At 40.2% G+C, this 19463-nt stretch carries 16 protein-coding genes; 11 read left to right on the top strand and 5 right to left on the bottom strand.

Annotated elements, in window-relative coordinates; genetic code table 11:
- Positions 1 to 68: 68 nt before the first annotated feature.
- The 4 genes from WSC_RS0120060 (at position 69) to WSC_RS0120045 (ending at position 7806) form a co-directional block, all read left to right on the top strand.
- The gene (locus WSC_RS0120060) at positions 69 to 1520 is read left to right on the top strand and encodes a sulfatase (protein WP_016957751.1); all 1452 of its coding nucleotides are present in this window, start codon (positions 69 to 71) and stop codon (positions 1518 to 1520) included.
- Between the two features lie 20 nt (positions 1521 to 1540).
- On the top strand, positions 1541 to 3301 hold the full coding sequence (locus WSC_RS0120055) for a GH39 family glycosyl hydrolase (protein ID WP_016957750.1): 1761 nt from the start codon (positions 1541 to 1543) through the stop codon (positions 3299 to 3301).
- An 85-nt stretch (positions 3302 to 3386) separates the two neighbouring features.
- On the top strand, positions 3387 to 6827 hold the full coding sequence (locus WSC_RS0120050; RefSeq protein WP_016957749.1) for a glycosyl hydrolase: 3441 nt from the start codon (positions 3387 to 3389) through the stop codon (positions 6825 to 6827).
- A 28-nt stretch (positions 6828 to 6855) separates the two neighbouring features.
- Positions 6856 to 7806: a heparin lyase I family protein gene (locus WSC_RS0120045; RefSeq protein ID WP_016957748.1), complete on the top strand. Its 951-nt coding sequence runs from the start codon at positions 6856 to 6858 to the stop codon at positions 7804 to 7806.
- A gap of 50 nt (positions 7807 to 7856) precedes the next feature.
- Here WSC_RS0120045 and WSC_RS0120040 read toward each other — a convergent pair whose 3' ends face one another.
- Complete coding sequence (locus WSC_RS0120040) at positions 7857 to 8612, bottom strand: helix-turn-helix domain-containing protein (RefSeq protein WP_016957747.1); 756 nt, start codon at positions 8610 to 8612, stop codon at positions 7857 to 7859.
- Here WSC_RS0120040 and WSC_RS0120035 point away from each other — a divergent pair.
- Positions 8611 to 9327, top strand: coding sequence for a YiiX/YebB-like N1pC/P60 family cysteine hydrolase (locus WSC_RS0120035; protein ID WP_016957746.1), 717 nt, complete (start codon positions 8611 to 8613; stop codon positions 9325 to 9327). The two genes, WSC_RS0120040 and WSC_RS0120035, sit on opposite strands and share 2 nt — an antisense overlap.
- A gap of 137 nt (positions 9328 to 9464) precedes the next feature.
- Here the strand turns inward: WSC_RS0120035 and WSC_RS0120030 are convergent, their stop codons facing one another.
- The 4 genes from WSC_RS0120030 to WSC_RS0120015 form a co-directional block, all read right to left on the bottom strand.
- Positions 9465 to 10928: a sulfatase gene (locus tag WSC_RS0120030; protein WP_016957745.1), complete on the bottom strand. Its 1464-nt coding sequence runs from the start codon at positions 10926 to 10928 to the stop codon at positions 9465 to 9467.
- A 73-nt stretch (positions 10929 to 11001) separates the two neighbouring features.
- On the bottom strand, positions 11002 to 12873 hold the full coding sequence (locus tag WSC_RS24505; RefSeq protein ID WP_016957744.1) for an alginate lyase family protein: 1872 nt from the start codon (positions 12871 to 12873) through the stop codon (positions 11002 to 11004).
- A 181-nt stretch (positions 12874 to 13054) separates the two neighbouring features.
- On the bottom strand, positions 13055 to 14251 hold the full coding sequence (locus WSC_RS0120020; protein ID WP_016957743.1) for a glycoside hydrolase family 88/105 protein: 1197 nt from the start codon (positions 14249 to 14251) through the stop codon (positions 13055 to 13057).
- A gap of 38 nt (positions 14252 to 14289) precedes the next feature.
- On the bottom strand, positions 14290 to 15597 hold the full coding sequence (locus WSC_RS0120015) for a BNR-4 repeat-containing protein (protein WP_237716339.1): 1308 nt from the start codon (positions 15595 to 15597) through the stop codon (positions 14290 to 14292).
- Positions 15598 to 16076: 479 nt separating this feature from the next.
- Between WSC_RS0120015 and WSC_RS0120010 the strand changes: the two genes are divergently transcribed.
- From WSC_RS0120010 to WSC_RS0119985, 6 genes are all read left to right on the top strand, one after another.
- On the top strand, positions 16077 to 16325 hold the full coding sequence (locus WSC_RS0120010; protein ID WP_016957741.1) for a hypothetical protein: 249 nt from the start codon (positions 16077 to 16079) through the stop codon (positions 16323 to 16325).
- A gap of 22 nt (positions 16326 to 16347) precedes the next feature.
- Entirely contained in the window at positions 16348 to 16713 is a 366-nt protein-coding gene (locus tag WSC_RS0120005; protein ID WP_016957740.1) for a hypothetical protein, read from the top strand.
- Between the two features lie 105 nt (positions 16714 to 16818).
- Entirely contained in the window at positions 16819 to 17217 is a 399-nt protein-coding gene (locus WSC_RS0120000) for a hypothetical protein (protein ID WP_016957739.1), read from the top strand.
- 186 nt (positions 17218 to 17403) lie between these two features.
- Positions 17404 to 17580: a hypothetical protein gene (locus WSC_RS24950; RefSeq protein WP_016957738.1), complete on the top strand. Its 177-nt coding sequence runs from the start codon at positions 17404 to 17406 to the stop codon at positions 17578 to 17580.
- A 7-nt stretch (positions 17581 to 17587) separates the two neighbouring features.
- On the top strand, positions 17588 to 18235 hold the full coding sequence (locus WSC_RS0119990) for a hypothetical protein (protein WP_016957737.1): 648 nt from the start codon (positions 17588 to 17590) through the stop codon (positions 18233 to 18235).
- A gap of 94 nt (positions 18236 to 18329) precedes the next feature.
- A complete protein-coding gene (locus WSC_RS0119985) occupies positions 18330 to 19448 on the top strand; it encodes a S41 family peptidase (RefSeq protein WP_016957736.1) in 1119 nt (372 codons plus the stop codon).
- Positions 19449 to 19463 lie beyond the last annotated feature (15 nt).

The raw sequence follows: 19463 nt of genomic DNA, 5'->3' as shown, positions 1-19463 counted from the left end.
AGTAGTTGACTATTCTTGGTAAAACTATTTTAACCGTCACAACTTTGTAAAAATTATTTGAGTGGAAAATGACCAAAAATTTCTGTTTAACCGCCCTGCTAATTATTGTTTTAAGCGCTTGTACGACACAAAACTCTCAGCAAGCTACTGTCAAAAAAGAGAATAAAGTGCCACTCAACGTATTGGTATTTATGATAGATGACCTGCGCGCGGATCTTGGCACTTATGGCCATAAACAGGTTATTAGCCCAAACATTGATAAATTAGCCGGCGAAGGGGTTAAGTTTACTCACGCTTACGCCCAACAAGCTATTTGTGGGCCTTCGCGCGTAAGTTTTATGACAGGTTTGCGCCCAGAAACAACCGGCTTATATACCATTTGGCAAAACGGTCGCTTGCGCCCTAATCAACCCGATGTAGTTTCAATGCCGCAGTTATTTAAACAAAACGGCTATCAAACTATCAGCATTGGCAAGGTTTATCACAGCGTGACAGATGATCAAGAAAACTGGTCAACCCACATCAAAAAGCTCGATAACTTTTATGCAATTGCGGGCAATGCTGAAAAGAAATTCGCCTACGAAGCAGGCGAAGTAGACGATGAGTTTTACAAAGACGGCAAAGTTGCTACTGATGCAATCAATACTTTAAAACAATTGAAAGACGACAAGTTTTTAATGTTTGTTGGTTTTAGCAAACCTCACTTACCCTTCAACGCGCCTAAAAAATATTGGGATATGTATGACAGGGAGCAGTTTTCTGTACCAAGCCGCAAAAAACCAGACGATATGTACCGATTAGCCTTAACCAAATGGGGTGAACTACGTATGTATGGCGGCATACCAAAAGAAGGTGATGTGGATGATCAATTAACTAAAACCCTGATCCATGCCTACTACGCAACAGTGAGTTATATGGATGCGCAAGTTGGCCGAGTAATGAAAACATTGGATGAAATGGGCCTGCGCGAAAATACCATGGTAGTGTTTATGAGCGATCACGGCTACAAACTGGGTGAATATGGCGCATGGAACAAACACACCAATATGGAATTAGACACACGTGTCCCGTTAATTATTAGCCGCGAGTTATCGCACAAAAACCGCCAAGCAGGTGTAACTTCAAGCGCCCTGGTTGAAAATGTTGATGTATTCCCAACTATTGCCCAAGCTGCAGGTTTAACTATGCCAAAAGTAGACGGCGAAAGTTTGCTGACGTTATTAGATTCACCAGACATGCCATTTAAACCAGCCGCCTATAGCTTATTTAATCGTGGAAAAACTATGGGGGTAACAGTGACTGACGGCGAGTGGCGATATACCGAATGGCGCGACGCAGCCACACAACAAATAAAGTTCACAGAACTATTCGATCATGTAAGCAGTGATGTGGCCAAAGCTAATGTGTCGGGCCATTCGCAATATCAAACAATTGAACAAAAACTCAAAACTTTGTTGCATGCAAAGTTTCCGCTTGATGCACCGTCGTTTTATGAAAAACGTCACGTTAAAAACAATTAATAATTAAGACATCGTAAAATATGTTTAACAAGTTAATTAAAACGCTGCGACTACCCTTGTTATTGTGTACCACAGTAATTGGTTGCAGCGCACCATCACACAATTCACAAAACACAACGAACAGCAATGCGCTAGAAGCTTCAATCATTTTATCCGCCGACTTTAGCAGCAACAGTGACAAAAGCAGCGAACAAGTTGGCACAATTTACGACTTTTTTGACGTAGCCGTGCGAACCGAGCGTGGTAACCCCAAAGGTAAACCCGCGACTTTTGGCCGCAAAGCCAAAGTGAATACTGTGCGTATGTTAGGCGGTTGGTACAACCAAGATTTAACTGGTGATACCTACCTTTGGAATGGTGAAAAATACACTTATAACTTTGCAGCGGCTACCCAGCGTATTGATAGCTGGCTCGACAATGACTGGGATATTTTTCAAATAGTGTTAGACAACCCACCTTGGGCATTTCAGCGCGGCTATAAATTTGTTACTGAGCCAGACGGTAAAAATTATTTAGCAAAAGACCGAGTTGGTGTTTATGGCAATGGTTTACCACCCAACAATGCCCAAGCTTGGAATGATTACATTCAAGCATTTATCCAACATTTAGTGGCTAAATACGGCCAAGAAACGGTGTTAACTTGGCGTTTTCGCATCGGTTCAGAAATAGACACACGCCCTCAACATTGGGCAGCCACTCGCCAGCAATTTTTTGACCACTATAAAAACACTGTTGATGCAGTAAAAGCCGTTTTGCCAAACGCAATTGTTGGCGCACACTTTAGAGAAGCGACACATAAAAGCCAATATGTCGACTACACAGGCAATAAAGAAGATGCTTACGCACCTTATTTTGTAGAGTGGGCAAAACAAAACCAAGTGCCATACGACTTTTTGGCCATATCCTACTACCCGCATATCACCCACCCGCACGAAATGGATATGCACGACGTTTATCAAACACAAATTGCGCCCATATTGGAGCACCCTGATTACAACGCCAATGCGAGTTTTGAAATTCACGAATACAAATTTATTGTAAAAATGCTGCGTGCTGGTTTTGTTAGTGTTGCGACCTCACACAACTCAGCGTTTTTTGCCATGTTATCGAAAATGCTGTTGGAAAATAATGTTCAAGAAGTATTTCAATGGGGCAACATGAGTGCGGGTTCATATAGCCCAGAAGCCATGACACAATTGGCGCTGCACGGCATGTTAGGTAATAAGCTGTATAAAAATTCCATAAGCGGTGCAACCAATATTGAAGGTAATATTGTTGATGGTATTTTTAGCCAAAAAGCTGACAACTCAGGTTTCGACATTCTCACCTTTAACTTTAATAAACAAGACATGAGCTATCAAAAGCCAGAGCCAATTGCGCTTGAGTTAACAACAAACAAACCAGCAGGTACCCGATTTAGCTATCGAGTGGCGCAAATTGATCAATCCAGTAGCATCGACCAACTATTTTTTGCCGAGTTTCCCAAAGCAAATATATTAGAAAGCCAAGGTGGTTGGCGTAAAGACGATGCCCACCCTACAGCTTCGGCAACTCATGCACTGAATGAAACAGGTTTAAAGGTATTTAATCTATCAAAAGCTAAATATGGAAAAATCAATCAGCTAAAGTGGAGTGAATGGCAAGAAGCAAAAACGAAAGCAATTGCAGAGCAGCAAGTAAACTCAGAGCTTCAAGCCGGATCAGGAAAAGGCTCGTTGATAAAAATACATAATCAACTACCTTCATTTACAGTGCAAAAATATCAAGTGCGCTGGAATTAATGGGCAAGGTATTTTTTCACTTTAGGGTATCAATTTCCGAATTTGGCGATTCTACTTTATAAGATATATACCCAAGGAAACAAGCATGCAGTACTGGCAAAAACAACTAAAATTCACCAGTATTTTACTACTGTCGGGCCTTACTTTAGGAGGCATAACCGCTTGTGCTGAGCAAGATATTGCGCAGCAGCAAGATGTAACGGCTGAACCGTTGCCTGTCGTCCAAGGGGCGCAACAAAGTTTAGCTACAAGCTTTATACACCCACCACATGAAGCCAAACCACTTACTTGGTTACATGCTATGAGCGGCAATATGTCCAAAGCCGGTTTAACCAAAGATTTAGAAGCAATTGCTGAAGCTGGCCTTGGTGGCACCATGCTCTTTAATGTCACACAAGGTATTCCGCTTGGTAAGGTAAAGTTTAATTCTACTGAACATATTGATTTAATTGGGCATTTAGCAGCTGAATCACAACGGTTAGGTTTGTCATTTGGTATGCACAATTGTGATGGTTGGACATCAAGTGGTGGCCCTTGGATCACACCTGAGCACTCGATGAAACAAATCACCTACAATGAAACCATTGTTGACGGTGGTAATATCAACATCAAGTTGGCGCAACCCGCGACTATGTTAGATTATTATCAAGATATTGCCGTGATCGCCTACCCATCGCTGGCAACTGAAATAACCGATTTCACCGTCAAGCCCAAGATAACCTCGTCTGATGCTAATTTTGATGCGCATATTGTGCAAAACAATATTTTAACCGATTACAGCAGTGTTACCCCTAATAACGAGCAACCTGGATGGCTGCAATTTTCTTATGAACAACCCTACACACTTAGGCTGATAGATATGCTGCTGCACAGCGGCCGCGGATTGAATGTTTCATTGCACATTTCTGATGATGGTAAAAATTTCAAACAAGTTGATAGCCTAACGTTAAGACGCCCAGGTAAATCAACTTATGCGTTTGATGAAGCTTTTGCTGGTTACACCGCCAAACATTTTCGTTTAGTGAGTGATAAAGTGATGCACTTCAAAGAGCTGCGTTTATCGTCAACGCCATCGCTGGATAATTTTTCAGGCCGCACCGCAGCAAGCCGTAGTGATTACCAAGAATTTGAAGATATTGGCAAGCCCTCGGCTGAATTAGTCATAGACCCAGAATCAGTCATTAACTTAACCGCTAACTTAAACACTGACGGACAATTAACCACGACCTTACCCGCTGGCAAATGGACCATTATGCGTTTTGGTTATACCTCAACAGGTGCAGTTAACATTCCAGCTTCGCAAGAAGGTACAGGTTTAGAAGTTGATAAGTTCAGTAAAGCTGCGTTTAAAAGCCATTATGATGCCTATATCACTAACGTGATTAATAAACTAAAAGTCGTCGCGCCAAACGCGTTATATTCTATCGAAATTGACAGTTATGAAGTTGGCGCGCAAAACTGGACACACAATTACGAACAACTATTCCAAGCGCAATTTGGTTATGATCTGGTGCCATTTTTACCATTATTTGCGGGTAAATTTGTCGAATCGCCAACCGTAGCAGAAGCCGTTTTATGGGACACTCGTGATTTAAACAATAAATTAATCACGGAAAATTATTATGGCTATTTTCGCGAGCTAGCGCACCAAGATGGCATTAAAACCTATTTAGAACCCTACGGCTCTGGGTCATTTAATGAATTAGATGTCGCCAGCAAAGCTGATTTACCTATGGGTGAATTCTGGCTTGATAACAATAACTTTAGACTTTCAGCGTCAGCATCTGCCGCGCATATTTATAACAAACCAATTGTTGCAGCCGAAGCTTTTACCCAATTTCCACGTAATAACTGGTTATTTCATCCAGCCGAAGGTAAAGCAGATAGTGATAAAAGCTGGGCGCTTGGCGTAAATCAGCATGTATTTCACCGTTTTGCCCACCAAGCTAATACTCATGTAATGCCAGGTATGACCATGAACCGCTGGGGCGCGCACATGGATAGAACGCAAACTTGGTGGACGGTTGCTGGCAAACCTTGGTTTAAATATGTCGCCCGTGGACAACAATTATTGCGCACAGGTCATAGCGTTGCCGATGTATTATGGTTTTTAGGCGATGCCACACCGACTACCTGCCCTGAAAAAGATCCAATCAGTGCTGTACTGCCGTTAAATATTAATTACGATTGTTTAAATAGCGAAGTTTTACAACAGCTGAGTGTTGAAGATGGCAAAATCACCCTGCCGCACGGTAGCCAATACAAAATCTTAGTATTAAATAATCATCAAACCTTAACCCTTAAATCGCTGCAAAAAATTTATCAACTAGCTCAGCAAGGGGCAGTGATTGTTGGTACACCTGTAGAGCAGTTAGCAGGACGATTTGTTTCAGAACAACAAAGGCAAGAACTGAAAATGATGGTCGATTATATTTGGTCGCAACCAACCACTTATAATATTTCGACCAAAGCAAAAACCAGTCATGGTCATACGGGGGTATTTCCAACTCATGAAATCGCAAAAACCAGTAAAATTGATTGGCAAAAGATTTACAACGACCAAAACTGGCCATTAGATTTAGCTATAACAAACGCAAAAAAATTCTATTTCACCCACCGCCGCTCTGCGCAATATGATATTTATTTTATCTTTAACAACTCGGTACAAGCACAAGTTTTTGATACTCGATTTAATATCAGCGGCAAAATACCTGAGCTTTGGGATGCCGACACAGGTGATATTACCCAGTTAGGTGCTTTTTCAGACAATGGACAAATTACCCGTGTTCCACTAAAACTCGGCGCTTATGATTCGGCTTTTGTGGTATTTGAAAAATCATCAACATCCGTTACCGCGCTGAAGCCTGAGTTTGTATTGTCACAACCTGAATTAGACGTTGTATTAGATGCACAGCAGCAACCACAAGTGATTAAAACAACGCATGAAGCGCTTGAAATTACAGGTGCTTGGCAGGTTGAATTTGATAAGTTTTATGGCTTAGATAAAAACTTTACCTTTGAACAACTAATGGATTGGAAATTACATCCAGAACAAACCATTCAAGATTATTCAGGCACGGCAACATATCAAAAAACCATTGATGTGCCAGCCGAGTTGTTGGCTGATAACAAACAAATATTCTTAGACCTTGGTAAAGTTAACGTCGCGGCCAATGTTTACCTGAATGACAAATTAGCAGGTAGTGCTTGGCATGCACCATATACAATTGATATTTCTAACTTTGTACAAGCGGGTAAAAACAAATTAACCATCCAAATTGCGAATCTGTGGGTCAACCGCTTATTGGCTGATCGCCAGTTACCTGATACCTCAGGTTTTAAAATTGCGCGTTGGCAAAATCCAATTACCCCAATGCCACAGTGGTATGTTGACAACCAACCAGCACCAAAATCTGATCGCGTGACTTTCGTTACCCAAGTATTTATGGACGAAAATGAACCACGTCAAAGCTCAGGTTTGATAGGTCCGGTTCAATTGTCTGTAAGAAGTAAAACACAACTTTAAAGTAAGCACCTTTAGGAAAAGACTTGATATGCCAAATTTAAAATACACAATACCTGCACTTGTTTTGCTAAGCGCGAGCTGTGCAACAAGCGAAAACAACAATACTAACCAAGCTAACAATGTCAGTGTAGCGTCGCCAAATATCAATGGTTCAATCATATCTGAGTCATTTGAAGATGGCGGTTGGAATGCACCTGGCGCTAGAGGTTTTACCCCAGGTTTAAAAGCAGATCTGCCCAAAAACTTTATGTTTAATCAACACCAAGGTGAGCACTCGTTTGTGTTGGAAGACAAAATTGTCCGTGCGGGTAAGTATTCGGGCAAATTGGTGTGGCACCACAAAAAACCGGCCGCGTATAACGGCGATAAAAACAAAATAGATAATGTTGATCGCAAAGCTATGTTCCATGGCTTTAAAACCAAAAAAGTAATGGGTGCTGAAGCTTGGTATGGTTTCAGCATTTATTTTCCAAGCGAAGGTACAGCAACCGAACAAAATCCGTGGCTGTTTTTCCAAATTCACGGCAGTGCCGATAAACGCCTAAAAGAGCATTCGCGCAACCCTCCATTTAGTATCACAATGGACGAACAAGGATTAAAAGGCAACTGGAAATGGGACCCTGATGAAAAAAGCCTTACCCGTAAAGGAAAAGGCACTGAATACTACCGAATTCCAGGTGCAAAAGAGACTTATTTAGACAGGTGGGTTGATTTTGTCGTGCATGTAAAAGTGGATTATTCGGAAGCGAAAACAGGCATTATAGAGCTGTGGGTAGATGGCAAAAAAGTATTAAACAAACACAATATTCAATTTGGCTACAACGACGACAAAGGCATTTATCCTTCTTGGGGTATGTATTTTAATGGCGATTTAAGTGTGATGAAAAACGACCATTATTTGTATCTAGACGAAGTAAAAATGACAGACGCAGAAGGTGCAGGTTATGAAGATGTAGCACCGGGCCTATCTGCCAAATAGTTCCACAACCTATCGCAAGTCCCTAGGCTTGCGATATTCCCCAACCTTTACTATTCAAAAGGCTTATCAGTATCAGGCTTTCTCAGTTGATGAAAAAGTTCAATGTCCCAAGGTCGCATGGCGATCACTAAACTAGTGCCAAATTTGTTTTCTAATAATTCATGTTCATCTTGTTTGTGTAATGCATCAAACGACATAGCTAAATTTTTAATTTTTTGCCGCATTTCACTGTTCGAAGATTTAGTCAACATACCCGATACAAACAGCTTAATTTCGCCGGGTGAGTTGAAATCACAATTAAAAAAGTCGCTTTCAATGTGCTGTTGAAAAAACGTTTGAATTGGCCCGTTTTTAATCCATGCAAACTTTCTACTCACTTTTAAACGCACTTTTTCATTGGGCAAATAATCAATAATGTCCATGCGGTCTAAACGACAGAGTAATTGCACCATAGTTAACTTATCGATTTGATAGTGATTAAGTATTTGATGCACAGTCCACTTGTTGATCAACAGATGGGCGGTTAAGAGCAGTTTAACGTCTGATACTAGCTCGGCTTCATGCTGATAACTCAGTATATCAGTCGACAGGGTTTGTTCTTTCGCAAGCTCAACTAAATCGAATATTTCTAGGTCTGCAAGCTGACAGACTGATTCGAGCCGTTCTAAGGTGAAATCATAATTAGAGAAAATTCGCTTGATAGACCCTTCGCTGAGCTGCAATTGCTCGGCAATCATTTTGTAGGTAATGCCCTTTTGTTTGAGCTGGAGCTTCAGTGCATCAATAATTTTATGGTTTTGCAGCATGTCTACCCGCCTTGACGTCTTCAAGGTAACGTATTTTGACACCAAAGGTATTTCATTTTGCAACTTAGAGCAACCAAGTATCAATATATGTTATTTAGCAGGACAATTTTGTTATCAACAATTAATGGTGATTAAGGATAACAAAATGGCCAACCAGCAAGTAAATATAGATACCAAACACCTACGCGAAGGGGATATTATTTTTACCTCCATCCCAAATTATTTGTACCAAAAAATACAAAAAGGCACTAAGTCAAAAACATCCCACGTAGGTATTTTATTTAAGAAACATAACCAGTGGTGGGTTGCTGAAAGCAAAATACCTTTTGCTAAATATTCAACACTCAATGATTTTGTTGCACGCTCTAAAGACCATTGGTTTGAAATTAAACGGGTAAAACAACATTTAAACCAAGCCCAAATTGAACAACTGAAAAAGTCTGCCGAGCAGCGCATGGGCGGCTGTTACGATTTGAGTTTTAATTACCATTCTAATAAGTTGTTTTGCTCGAAGTTTGTTTACGATGTGTTTAAAGAAGCATGCGATATTGAAATTGGTGAGCTTGAGTCTTTTAACGCGTTAATTGAAAAAAATCCAAGCAGCCTAACCCTATTTTGGCGAGTCTGGTTTTGTGGATTTATCCCCTACAGCACTGTAACTGTGACACCACAAAGTCAGTTAATGGATAGGAAATTAGAATGCGTGTGTGGGTGAGCTAAAAAAAGCAAGACTTGAACTAACCGAGAACTCATTGACTTGGCATCTAAATTTATCAACACCCAAAAATCTGATATTAACGTGATTTGACCGGTTTCAATTGGCTCTGCCCATATGCGAGCAGAGCTTACTTATTAGTGGGTTTGACAGTTTTGCGCTGACATACAGGCTGTTAGTCGAGCTCTAAGCTGCGCGGCGATAGGTGCATATTTAGCTTGCTGCACAATATTAACGGTTTCATGTGGGTCGTTTTTCAAATCAAACATCATTTCTTCACGTTCGCCAGTTTCCGTTTTATACGAGGTGAAGATGAACTGATCATTGATGATGGAATCGCCCGCTTTAAAACGACTATAAAGATACGTTTTGTGCGCACGTGCTGGTTGCTTTAAAACCGCAACAAAACTCTCGCCGGCAATCTCTTTTGGTGCTTGTACTTTAGCTAATTCAGTGACTGTTGGGAAAATATCTATCAATTCAACCAAAGCATCTGACTGTTGATTTTGCGCTGTTGTCGGCCCTGAAATTATCATAGGGATGCGCAGCGCCGTATCTAACATATTGTGTTTGGTCCAAAAATTATGCTCGCCTAAATTAAATCCATGGTCGCTGGTTAGAATAACAGTGGTGTTTTCACGCAAGCCTAAATGATCTAATTGCTGCATGATATCGCCGACTAAAGCATCAATGTAGCTGACGGATGCATAATATCCACGCAATGAAGCGGTATGAAACGCATCACTGTTATATTCGTAGTCTTTGAAGTGGTATGAGCGGATCTCGCCAGATCCTTTTAACGAGTCTGGAGCATCTTTGGGCTGCTGACGATGGAAAAACGGCGAAAATTTTTCTTCAGGATGTAAATCATAGTATTTTGTCGGCGCGTTAAACGGCAAGTGTGGGCGAATAAAGCCAACCCCAAGGAAAAACGGTTGCTCATTTTTAGATAATTTATCAAGCGCAACTAAGGCTTTTTGTTTAACCTTACCGTCTGGGTAATCTTCATTAGCTACATCAGCCATTTCATACCAAGGGCCTTTACCTTTCTTGCTAGGGTTACTCTTATTAACTTTTTGATATTTGTCAGATTCAGGGTTTAGCGTAGTCGCATGTGACAAACCTGAAGATTGCAAAGGTTCGCTCCAACTTTCTTCGGCTAAATCTTTGCCGTTGTGAAATAGTTTGCCAATAGCCATGGTGTAATAACCAGACTCTTTGAGTACTTGCGGCAATGATTTCGCGCCCGGAGCATCCTTCTCTGCAATTGTTTTATAATCAATAAAACGCTCTGCTGTTGGCCTTAGTCCAGTGAGCATACTGGCACGCGAGGCACCACATACTGGCACATTAGTGTAGGTTTGAGTAAAAGTAATACCTTGTTTAGCCAGTGCATCCATATTTGGCGTATGGGCTTTTGCATCACCATAGGCACCTATTACAGGGCGTAAATCATCAACCATAATCAAAACAATGTTTTGTTTTTCAGCCTGGGCTGCACTTTGTTGATTTTGAGTAACACTTACATCATTGGTTGCACTGCAAGCTGCAAGTAAGCCAGCCATTGCTGCTAATGATAAGGTTTTTAAGTTTTTAAACATGTAAGATCTCTCAATTAAATTTTAATTGTTTTACGAGGTAGCCTGTCGCGATCTTGGCTATGCTAGCTTGTGTTTATGGTGCGTAAGTTAACACTTCAAGCGCAGTAAATTTGTCAGTGCCATCTAAATGACTTGGCAGAATTTCTTTACCTAACATCAGCTCTGCTCTTGCAAACATTGGCAAAGCTAAATTTTGTAACGATGGCTCAACACCACCGCCAGTAATTTGCTTCCATTTCCAAGCAGTTGGGTTGTCAAAATATGGGATAACAAAATCAAAAACCGTTTTTAAACTAACACCGTCTGAGTTGGTGTAGGCCCATAAGTCATTGTTGGTATGGCGAGCGCCTAAATCTGCAATTCTGGTTAAAGCCCATAAATTATTTACCGTATAATTAACCGACTTAGATCGTCTTAACTCTTCAGGCTGGCTACCGTCTGCGGCAATTTGCGAGTCGATACGGCTCTTGGTGATATCAATTTGTGCTTCAGCATCGGCAATTTTGCCAAGGTATATTTGCAAGCCCAGCGCTTGATGGTCATAGTTTGTACCGTGGTTATTACTGCGGGTACTTTCGAAAATGCCCAATTCACTCGTAGTTAGCCAAGTGTAATAATCATCAAACCATTGTTGCATGGTTTGGCTGTCTGAATCAGTCCAAAGGTTATTTTTTTCAATAAGCTGCACTGATGTAATAACGTTGCCAATACTATTCCATTGCAAAATACCAAATCCACTGCCGTCTGATTTGCCAGGAACTGCACTACCATGATTAACATTTGGATTCATTTTGGTTGCATCGTCAACAAACCAGGTTTTAACAATTTCTTTGGCTTTTTCTAGGTAACGCAAATCCTCGGAAAAATAGAAGGCGAGGTTCAATATTTCTAGCGCGTTCAGCATATCATTGCGGCGTTTATAGTCAGCATCTGGGCCATTATTAGTTTTGCTATTGTACTCACCATCACGATACACCCATGGTAAACCGTCGTCTGTATCTGGATTTGGCCAGTAATAAGGGCCTATCGAATAATAATCGTGAATATCACCACTGGCAGGCAATAAGGTTTTATTGGTTACAGGATCTACCGCTTTGTTTAGCTCTTTATCGGCTAATTTGATAAGTTCTTGGTATGCATCCACATAGGTTTGGTTATTAGCCGCAATTGCTTGTTTCGATAGTTTTAGTCGCGTTTCATTAAAGAAAATGAGTGCCTGATTATCATTGTCGACAGCTTTATCTACGCCATTAATGGTGATCATCAATTCGGTAGTGCTGCCATCTGCTGAGATCAAGGTAATTAGATCAGTTGTGCTATCTTGTTTACTGGTCCAGGACGAAAACATGTTATGTGCTTTATTTAAACTGTAACTCCACTCACCCGCTTGGTTAATAGTAAAACTACCGTATTGAGCTTCTGCTGAGGTTTGAAAAACTGCTTCGCCATCATCCGGATCTGTCACCTGCGTTTTTCCAGCAGCATCACCATTGCTTAAATTAACTTGTGCGGTTAAGTCACCAGCAAAACTGGCTGGATAATTTTCAACGCCGGTAATTTTAATCGCCAATGTTGTAGTGCTGCCATCAAGCGAAGTCAAAGTCACATTTTCAGTTAATGACTCAGTTGCATAACTCAGCTTAGCTACATCACTTTGCATTCTATTAATTTCAAAATACCATGTGCCATTTGCGTTAATGGTAAATTTTCCATATTGGGTCGCTACAACTGTTTGTGAGCGAAACTGCGCTTCGCCGCTGTTAGCATCCGACACAATTGCAGTGCCGGAAATAGAGTTTGTTTCTGTGGTAGCTGAAGCGCTTAATTGACCAGAAAAAGTAGCTGGCTTATTCGCAGCTGGAGCTTCTGAGCTAGCTTCGCCCCCTCCTCCGCCACAAGCGGTTAAACCTATTAGTGTTGCTGTTGTTATTAGTGCTTTTTTCATTGTTGCGGCCTTTCTTTTTATATTATGGATCAATCTATTAACAAGAGCGGCTAAGCGTGAAAATTACTACCCCAATTTATTTTTCGATTGTAGGCATGCAGTGTGGTTTGGATAAGTAGGAAAAATAAAATGCCAGACAGTAAGTATGCCTGGCATTAAATGAAATATATTGCGAGGTTAACTATTTAGCTTTGTTGGCTAAATCATACATTTGTGAGCCGGCCAGCAAAAATGCGCCGACGCCGTATAATTGCGAATCTTCATAAGCAACTACATCAGGTTTATCATTTACACCTTGCACCCAACCAAATTTACCATCTGGATGAACTGACGAGGTTAGAATATTCCACGCTTTTAAAATTTTTGGTAAATATTCTTGTTTGTCTAACAAACCTTGGTTTACACCCCAAGTTAAACCATAGGTGTAAAATGCTGTACCGCTAGACTCTGGATATTTGTCTTTCACACCAGCAAGTAACGACATTGGCCAAGAGCCATCTTGTTTTTGTAGCTTGATAATGGCGGTAGTTAACTTTAAGAATAAGTCTTCATAATAAGGACGGTATTTATGGTTCTCAGGCAAGGCTTCAATAGAATTAACCACACCTGCATACACCCAACCTAAGCCGCGTGACCAGAAAATTTGTTCACCGTATTTGCCTTTTTTATCAAAATATCTTGAATCACGAAACACTAAACCTGTTTTGGGATCCATTAAAAAATCTATCGTTGCCTGAAACTCTTTGTGTGCATATTCAGTGTACTTTTCATCACCCGTGGCTTGTGACAATGCAAATAAAGTTGGTGGTCCCATAAACAATGCATCTGCCCAACACCAACGCCATTGGCAATTATGTACTCTGTCTTCATTGCGCCCGGCAATAAACTCTAAGCTGTTTGTAGGGTTCTGCTCAATTAACCAGTCGAAAGTTTCTTTAACTGGCGTTAACGCTTCTTTGTTTTTATGGCGGTTGTAATACCAAAGGTTCATTTGACCAATTACATGATCATCAGCAAAGTATTTTACTTTACCCATTTTCCAATTATGTGCGTTGCCCACATAACCCATCCATGTTTCATAAAATGGGTTTGGTGAACGCTCGGCGAGTTCAACTAAACCAACATAAAACGCACCTTGGATCCAACGACCGTATGCTTCTGAACCTTTTTGCGCGCGACCAACATGCGGCATATATTGAGTACGGGCAATCTGCCAATTGGCGGCTTTTTCCATGACATCCATCACAGATTGAGGTTCTGGTGTTGAGGTTTCTGCAGCTACTGCCTCAGAAGATTTTTGTGTTACACCACACGATGCAACACCTGCTAATGCCGCTCCAGCCAACATGGCTATAGCTAATTTTTTCAAACCTTTCATTGTTATCCTTGTTTTGTATTGATTGGTTAAACTCGTTATTAAAGATCAAATACTTGAAGATATAAGGTGCGAGTATCACCACTACCTTCAGCTTGTTTTAAGTAGTAATAAACTTTGCCATTGGCAACATACAACACGCCTTTATCAAATTTAGGCCCAGTATTGTGTTGGTAAATAAGTTCAAACTTATTCTCGCCGCCTTGTGTTTTAACTATATTAACTCGGCCGTCTTTTAAGCCGATTAGATACACAGCATTGTTTGACGTATACAGCTGGCCACTTAAATTATACTCAACTGTTGTAAAGTCTTTTGCACCTGCTTTTCGGTATGTATGCAGATTGATCACCTTATCGAATTCCAAGTCATTCACTTGGCTAATAAAATGCTCATCACCTGCATCTGTCACCACAAAATCAAAACCATGCACAATAGACACTTGATCTTTTTTAGTGGTTTTTGCCCAGTCGCCTGGCTCTGCAATTTTTATCAATCCTGACTTTGCTACGGGAATGGCAAGTGGTTCACCGTTTGCCGTTTTCCAATTAGTTATCCCTGCGGGGTCATCTGAATAGGCGTAATAGATGCCGTTTTGGTACAAATATTTATCGGTTTTATTTTTTGAACGACGCTGAAAAGCGACACGAAATTTTCCGCCAACATATTTAAAATCGCCATATAAACCCCAGTTGTATTCACTGCCATGCTCTGACGCTAAAACGCGGTTAAAATCTGTGTAACCATGCCATTTTTGCCCATCAAAACGCGCAAATAACATTTTGCCATTAGCTGAAAAGCCATAACGCATTTTCATAAACAAGTCGCCATTGTCGCCGGTAAAAAATGCGGGATAAGTTAGTAGCTTAGTTGTTTCAACATCATCAATACCAGGAAAGCTTAAATGCTTATAGTGACCCGCTTTGGAGTTTACAAACAGGTTCAAATTAAAATCTTCGTCAGCAACTGTCGCTGCACCAGCCAAAGTATAGGAGTAACGCAAATAGTCGTCGGCAAATGCAGGGACTCTGCCGTTGCGATGCATGTCATACAACAAATGAATTGAGTCATTATTTGGGCTAATACCCACAGCAATGGTATTGTGCGTTTCGCCTAACCACCATTTGCCGCGAAAACCTGTGTGCCTATGTGGAAATTGTATGGTTTTCAGCTTGCCTGTTTTGGTATTGAGCCGAGACAACATTACATGACGATTGTTTTCACCGCCTTTGTACCAAGTCATAAACACATAGTCTTTATACACTTTAATGCAATCGCCATGCGGTGACAGTGCATTGCCATATACGTAGTCATATCCGTTTGGATTGTTGGTTTCATATTTAATCGACACTTTATTGCCGTTAAAAAACATTGCTTGCTCGGTTATTTTTGTTTGTGAAAGAAAAACAGGCTTAGCCTGTAATTGTGCGGAGGCAAAGTTACTACAACAGAAGCTTAAAATTATTGAGAAAACAAAACTTTTAAATTGGGTTAGGTGCATTGCGGCTTGCTCTGTTTATTAATTATTGTGGCGGCATACAATACAAGGTCATAACTAAACAATCAGTTTGCTTATGAACTTTTTGGCATTTTTATTAATTTATATCCAAACTACCGAAAGAAAGGTTGCCAGCAACTTGTTACCTTAATAAAGCACAAAATGGTCACACAGGCAAAGTGCAAAGACAACAAGAGCCAGCTACTAAGATAAGCCGACTATTAGGGTAAATTGATACCCCCTATTCAATATATTTTTATTTTAAGTAGCAATTTTGCTAGATTGCACACCGGCGGGGGTCATCTACGATAGAAGTTGTTCACTTGTGCTCTATGCACACAGTAAAAACTGATAGTTCGTATTTAAATGAGAATGGCTGGGTCGCATTTTTAATCACGATACCTGCAATGGCGTTAGATAACTTGCCTACCAATGCAAAAATATGTGCTCAATACATTAAGTTTCATCTGGTGGTCCCGCTAAATGAAGCAGCATATAGTTTAAAACTAAGCGAAGGGTACGATTCTCTACTCGATTTTTTCGAGCAAACGGGTAAAGGCATTGTGGCATTTAGCGAATAACTAAAAAGAGGAGTTTTAATTCATGGAGCAATTTCAAAAGGATATTAACAGCGGAAAAAATGTAACTTACTTTGCAGCATTTTTCTCGTTTTTTGCAATTTTAAATTCAATATTCTTGTCTGGAATTCTGACTGTGCCAATCCCAGTATACCTGCTTGCAATAGATATTTTAATACTGTTGTCTGGGGCATTTGCGGTGCATAAAAAAAGCATAATATTTTCTTTAGCTTTGACTGGCTACTTCTTGATAACCCGAACCATGTTTTATCTATATCTAGGCGAAATAGCTTTAGTAGCTGTTGCCTTGAATCTGTTCATTTTATTTCACATTGTTAGAGCCACAATGAGAATAATTCAAATAGATCGCGAAGGTTTAAAAGCTAAGTGACTCTAACACTAAGTTTTATCCCACGCTAAATATCAGCACTTAGCAGCCCCACAAGGGTATTTCTGCTAAGCTTATTTGTGTGTTCAATTATGAGGTGACATATCGGTGGATTTAGATCATAGCCATAACGGTCTTATTGATATCGCCGTTATTTTGTTTATCGTTTTATTCATAACCCTAACAAAAGCACCAACCCTAAATGAACCTGCAATTAGCGTGTATAAAGGTTCATGGACTAGGTTTCCATTCAAGGGACTTCCTCAGCTCGACGTGCATATCATAAACGACAATACGTTTAGTAGTGAAGATACTCGCTACTCGATTACTGATTTACAAAAGTTTTCAGATCAAGAGTTTGGGCCGCATTTAAACATAACTATGGCTCACTATGAGATGCTACTGGTGTTAACTGCCAACGATATGGTAAGTCACAGTACTGTTTACAAAGTCACAGAACATTTTAAAAGAATAGGTATTACACGCGTGGCTTGGGGTCAGCTATAGTGCCGAAAACCACGCAAGGCATTAGGGTAAGTTTAGCTTTCGTGGAAAATAGTCAGTGCAATAATTGCCTTTAAACAAACTTGTTCAGCCTATTTTCACATCGCGTATCTGTAACTAGATTGACCTTGGGATATATAGTGCATAGAATGATTTAAGGTACGTTGTAAAACGTTTAGGAGCAATCAAATGGTTGATATAAAAGCGGCATTAAATGCCCGCAAAGTTGCATTAAAGAATGCAAAATTAAACTCAGAATCTTTGAAGCAACCTGAAATAACAAAAGATTCTATTCGAACATCCCTGAGATCGGCTGGCATTCTGAATGCCAAAGGCCAAGTTGTAACCCTAGTCAAGAACGCTTAAAGCCTCAATGTACGTTTCCCCTAATCTTGTCGTAGGTTTTCACGGATGCGACAGAGAAGTATTTAACTCTGTAGTCAAAGAAGGTGGGCACCTAGAGTCTAGTGAAAATACTTATGATTGGCTTGGACACGGGAAGTACTTCTGGGAAGGTAGTCATGAACGCGCCCTAGCATGGGCGAAATCAAGCACAAAAATTAAAGAGCCTGCTGTAATCGGTGCCTTCATTAAGCTTGGAAACTGTATTGATTTGTTAGACTCAGAAGACTTATCAAAAGTAAAAGATACCTATGACATTCTCTGTCTTGAGTTTGAAGCTCTTGGCCAACAACTACCTAAAAACAAAATTCGTGTTGGTGATATTAGCTTTGTCAGAGAACTTGATTGTAAAGTGATTCTTAGACTTCAGCAGTTAAACAATGAAGCTATTGCAACTGATCTCGGGCTATCCGATATGAAAGGTCAAAACCTGCGTAAGGTGCAAAACCACCCCGAATTTATCGATTCCGTTCGCGGAATGTTCCCTGAAGGCGGTGAGCTATATTCAGGGGCTGGTTTTAGAGACAGGAATCATATTCAGCTTTGTGTTGTAAATCCAAATTGCATAGTTGGTTATTTCGATCCAATTAAGCCAAATCCTTGGTTCAAAAGAGTCTAATATAACCGCCACATTTTGCATTCTCCAAGGCTAGTTAAAACCTCCCGCAAAACTATCAGCTGCTACAATAGGAAAATTTTATAAGGATATTCGAATGAAAAAAATTATTTTAATTACCATCATATTACTCGGTATATCCTGCCTTAATGGCTGTGCGAATAATCCACCGTTAAAATCAGCTATATGCAAACAAGATCTGCTTTATCTGCACAATTACCTGCAAAAAAATGATGCGGGCATCATCAACACACAAAATGTACAAGCAGCGGCTTTTTTAGAAAAAGCAGCCAGTACACAACTTAACAACACTGCACAATTAATTGAGCAAAATCATTGTCTAAAGATATTGCATAGCTATGTAAGGCATTATCGTAAAGGTCATTTAGATGTTTCTAAAACCAAGCCTGCAAATAATTATTTATCATTCTTGACCAACGCAACCATAAAAACTGTATTAGCACCAAGCGTTGAACTGTTATCCAAAGATACACTTTTGATTGATATTCCGAGTTTTAATCATCTGCTCAAGGCTGAATTTAACGATATCCTTGCAGACAACTGGCAACTATTAAGCGAAACACCCAATTGGATTATCGATTTAACCAGTAATGGTGGTGGGTCAGACGCAACATTTGGCCTTTTGCAATCTTTAATCGTTACTTCGCCAATTCATATGGATGGTATAGAGCTGTTGGTGACCACAGAAAATATACAAGCATACAAAAACATGGCGGCCAAATACGATGTAGAACATTTGTTATCTGCTCACACTAAGTTTATGCAACAACAACCTACTTATGGTTTTGCGCTATATAAACCAGCACAATTGCAACCTGTTGAACCACTAAAAGCCGAATTTAACAAGCCCAAATTAGTTGTGCTTTTGACAAGCGAGCGATGTGCCAGCTCGTGTGAACAGTTTGTCCTCAACGTGAAAAACAGCACAAATGTTGTGTTAGTTGGGCAAAACACCGCAGGTGTCATTGATATTTCCAACCAAGTTGACCATACACTGCCCTCTAGTCTGTTTGATGTCAGATATAGTATTTCTCGAAGCACTCGCGTAATCAGTGGAAATCCGATTGATGGTGTTGGTATAGAGCCTGATTTTAAACTCGAGCTTTCACGCGGTAAAAAAGCTAAACAATCAAATATAACCCAAGTTCAAGAAATGATTGAACTTGGTAAGCTAGAGCTAAATCAATATAAATAGCGATAATCAGCTGGT

The sequence above is a fragment of the Catenovulum agarivorans YM01 genome, from assembly GCF_000281085.1.
Lineage (GTDB): Bacteria > Pseudomonadota > Gammaproteobacteria > Enterobacterales > Alteromonadaceae > Catenovulum > Catenovulum agarivorans.
This window is presented reverse-complemented; position numbering and strand designations above follow the sequence as displayed.

Excerpts from the sequence above, each read along its gene's own strand:
- WSC_RS0120060 (WP_016957751.1), top strand. The coding sequence starts at position 69 with ATGACCAAAAATTTCTGTTTAACCGCCCTGCTAATTATTGTTTTAAGC.
- WSC_RS0120055 (WP_016957750.1), top strand. The coding sequence starts at position 1,541 with ATGTTTAACAAGTTAATTAAAACGCTGCGACTACCCTTGTTATTGTGT.
- WSC_RS0120050 (WP_016957749.1), top strand. The coding sequence starts at position 3,387 with ATGCAGTACTGGCAAAAACAACTAAAATTCACCAGTATTTTACTACTG.
- WSC_RS0120045 (WP_016957748.1), top strand. The coding sequence starts at position 6,856 with ATGCCAAATTTAAAATACACAATACCTGCACTTGTTTTGCTAAGCGCG.
- WSC_RS0120035 (WP_016957746.1), top strand. The coding sequence starts at position 8,611 with ATGTCTACCCGCCTTGACGTCTTCAAGGTAACGTATTTTGACACCAAA.
- WSC_RS0120040 (WP_016957747.1), bottom strand. The coding sequence starts at position 8,612 with ATGCTGCAAAACCATAAAATTATTGATGCACTGAAGCTCCAGCTCAAA.
- WSC_RS0120030 (WP_016957745.1), bottom strand. The coding sequence starts at position 10,928 with ATGTTTAAAAACTTAAAAACCTTATCATTAGCAGCAATGGCTGGCTTA.
- WSC_RS24505 (WP_016957744.1), bottom strand. The coding sequence starts at position 12,873 with ATGAAAAAAGCACTAATAACAACAGCAACACTAATAGGTTTAACCGCT.
- WSC_RS0120020 (WP_016957743.1), bottom strand. The coding sequence starts at position 14,251 with ATGAAAGGTTTGAAAAAATTAGCTATAGCCATGTTGGCTGGAGCGGCA.
- WSC_RS0120010 (WP_016957741.1), top strand. The coding sequence starts at position 16,077 with ATGCACACAGTAAAAACTGATAGTTCGTATTTAAATGAGAATGGCTGG.
- WSC_RS0120005 (WP_016957740.1), top strand. The coding sequence starts at position 16,348 with ATGGAGCAATTTCAAAAGGATATTAACAGCGGAAAAAATGTAACTTAC.
- WSC_RS24950 (WP_016957738.1), top strand. The coding sequence starts at position 17,404 with ATGGTTGATATAAAAGCGGCATTAAATGCCCGCAAAGTTGCATTAAAG.
- WSC_RS0119990 (WP_016957737.1), top strand. The coding sequence starts at position 17,588 with ATGTACGTTTCCCCTAATCTTGTCGTAGGTTTTCACGGATGCGACAGA.
- WSC_RS0119985 (WP_016957736.1), top strand. The coding sequence starts at position 18,330 with ATGAAAAAAATTATTTTAATTACCATCATATTACTCGGTATATCCTGC.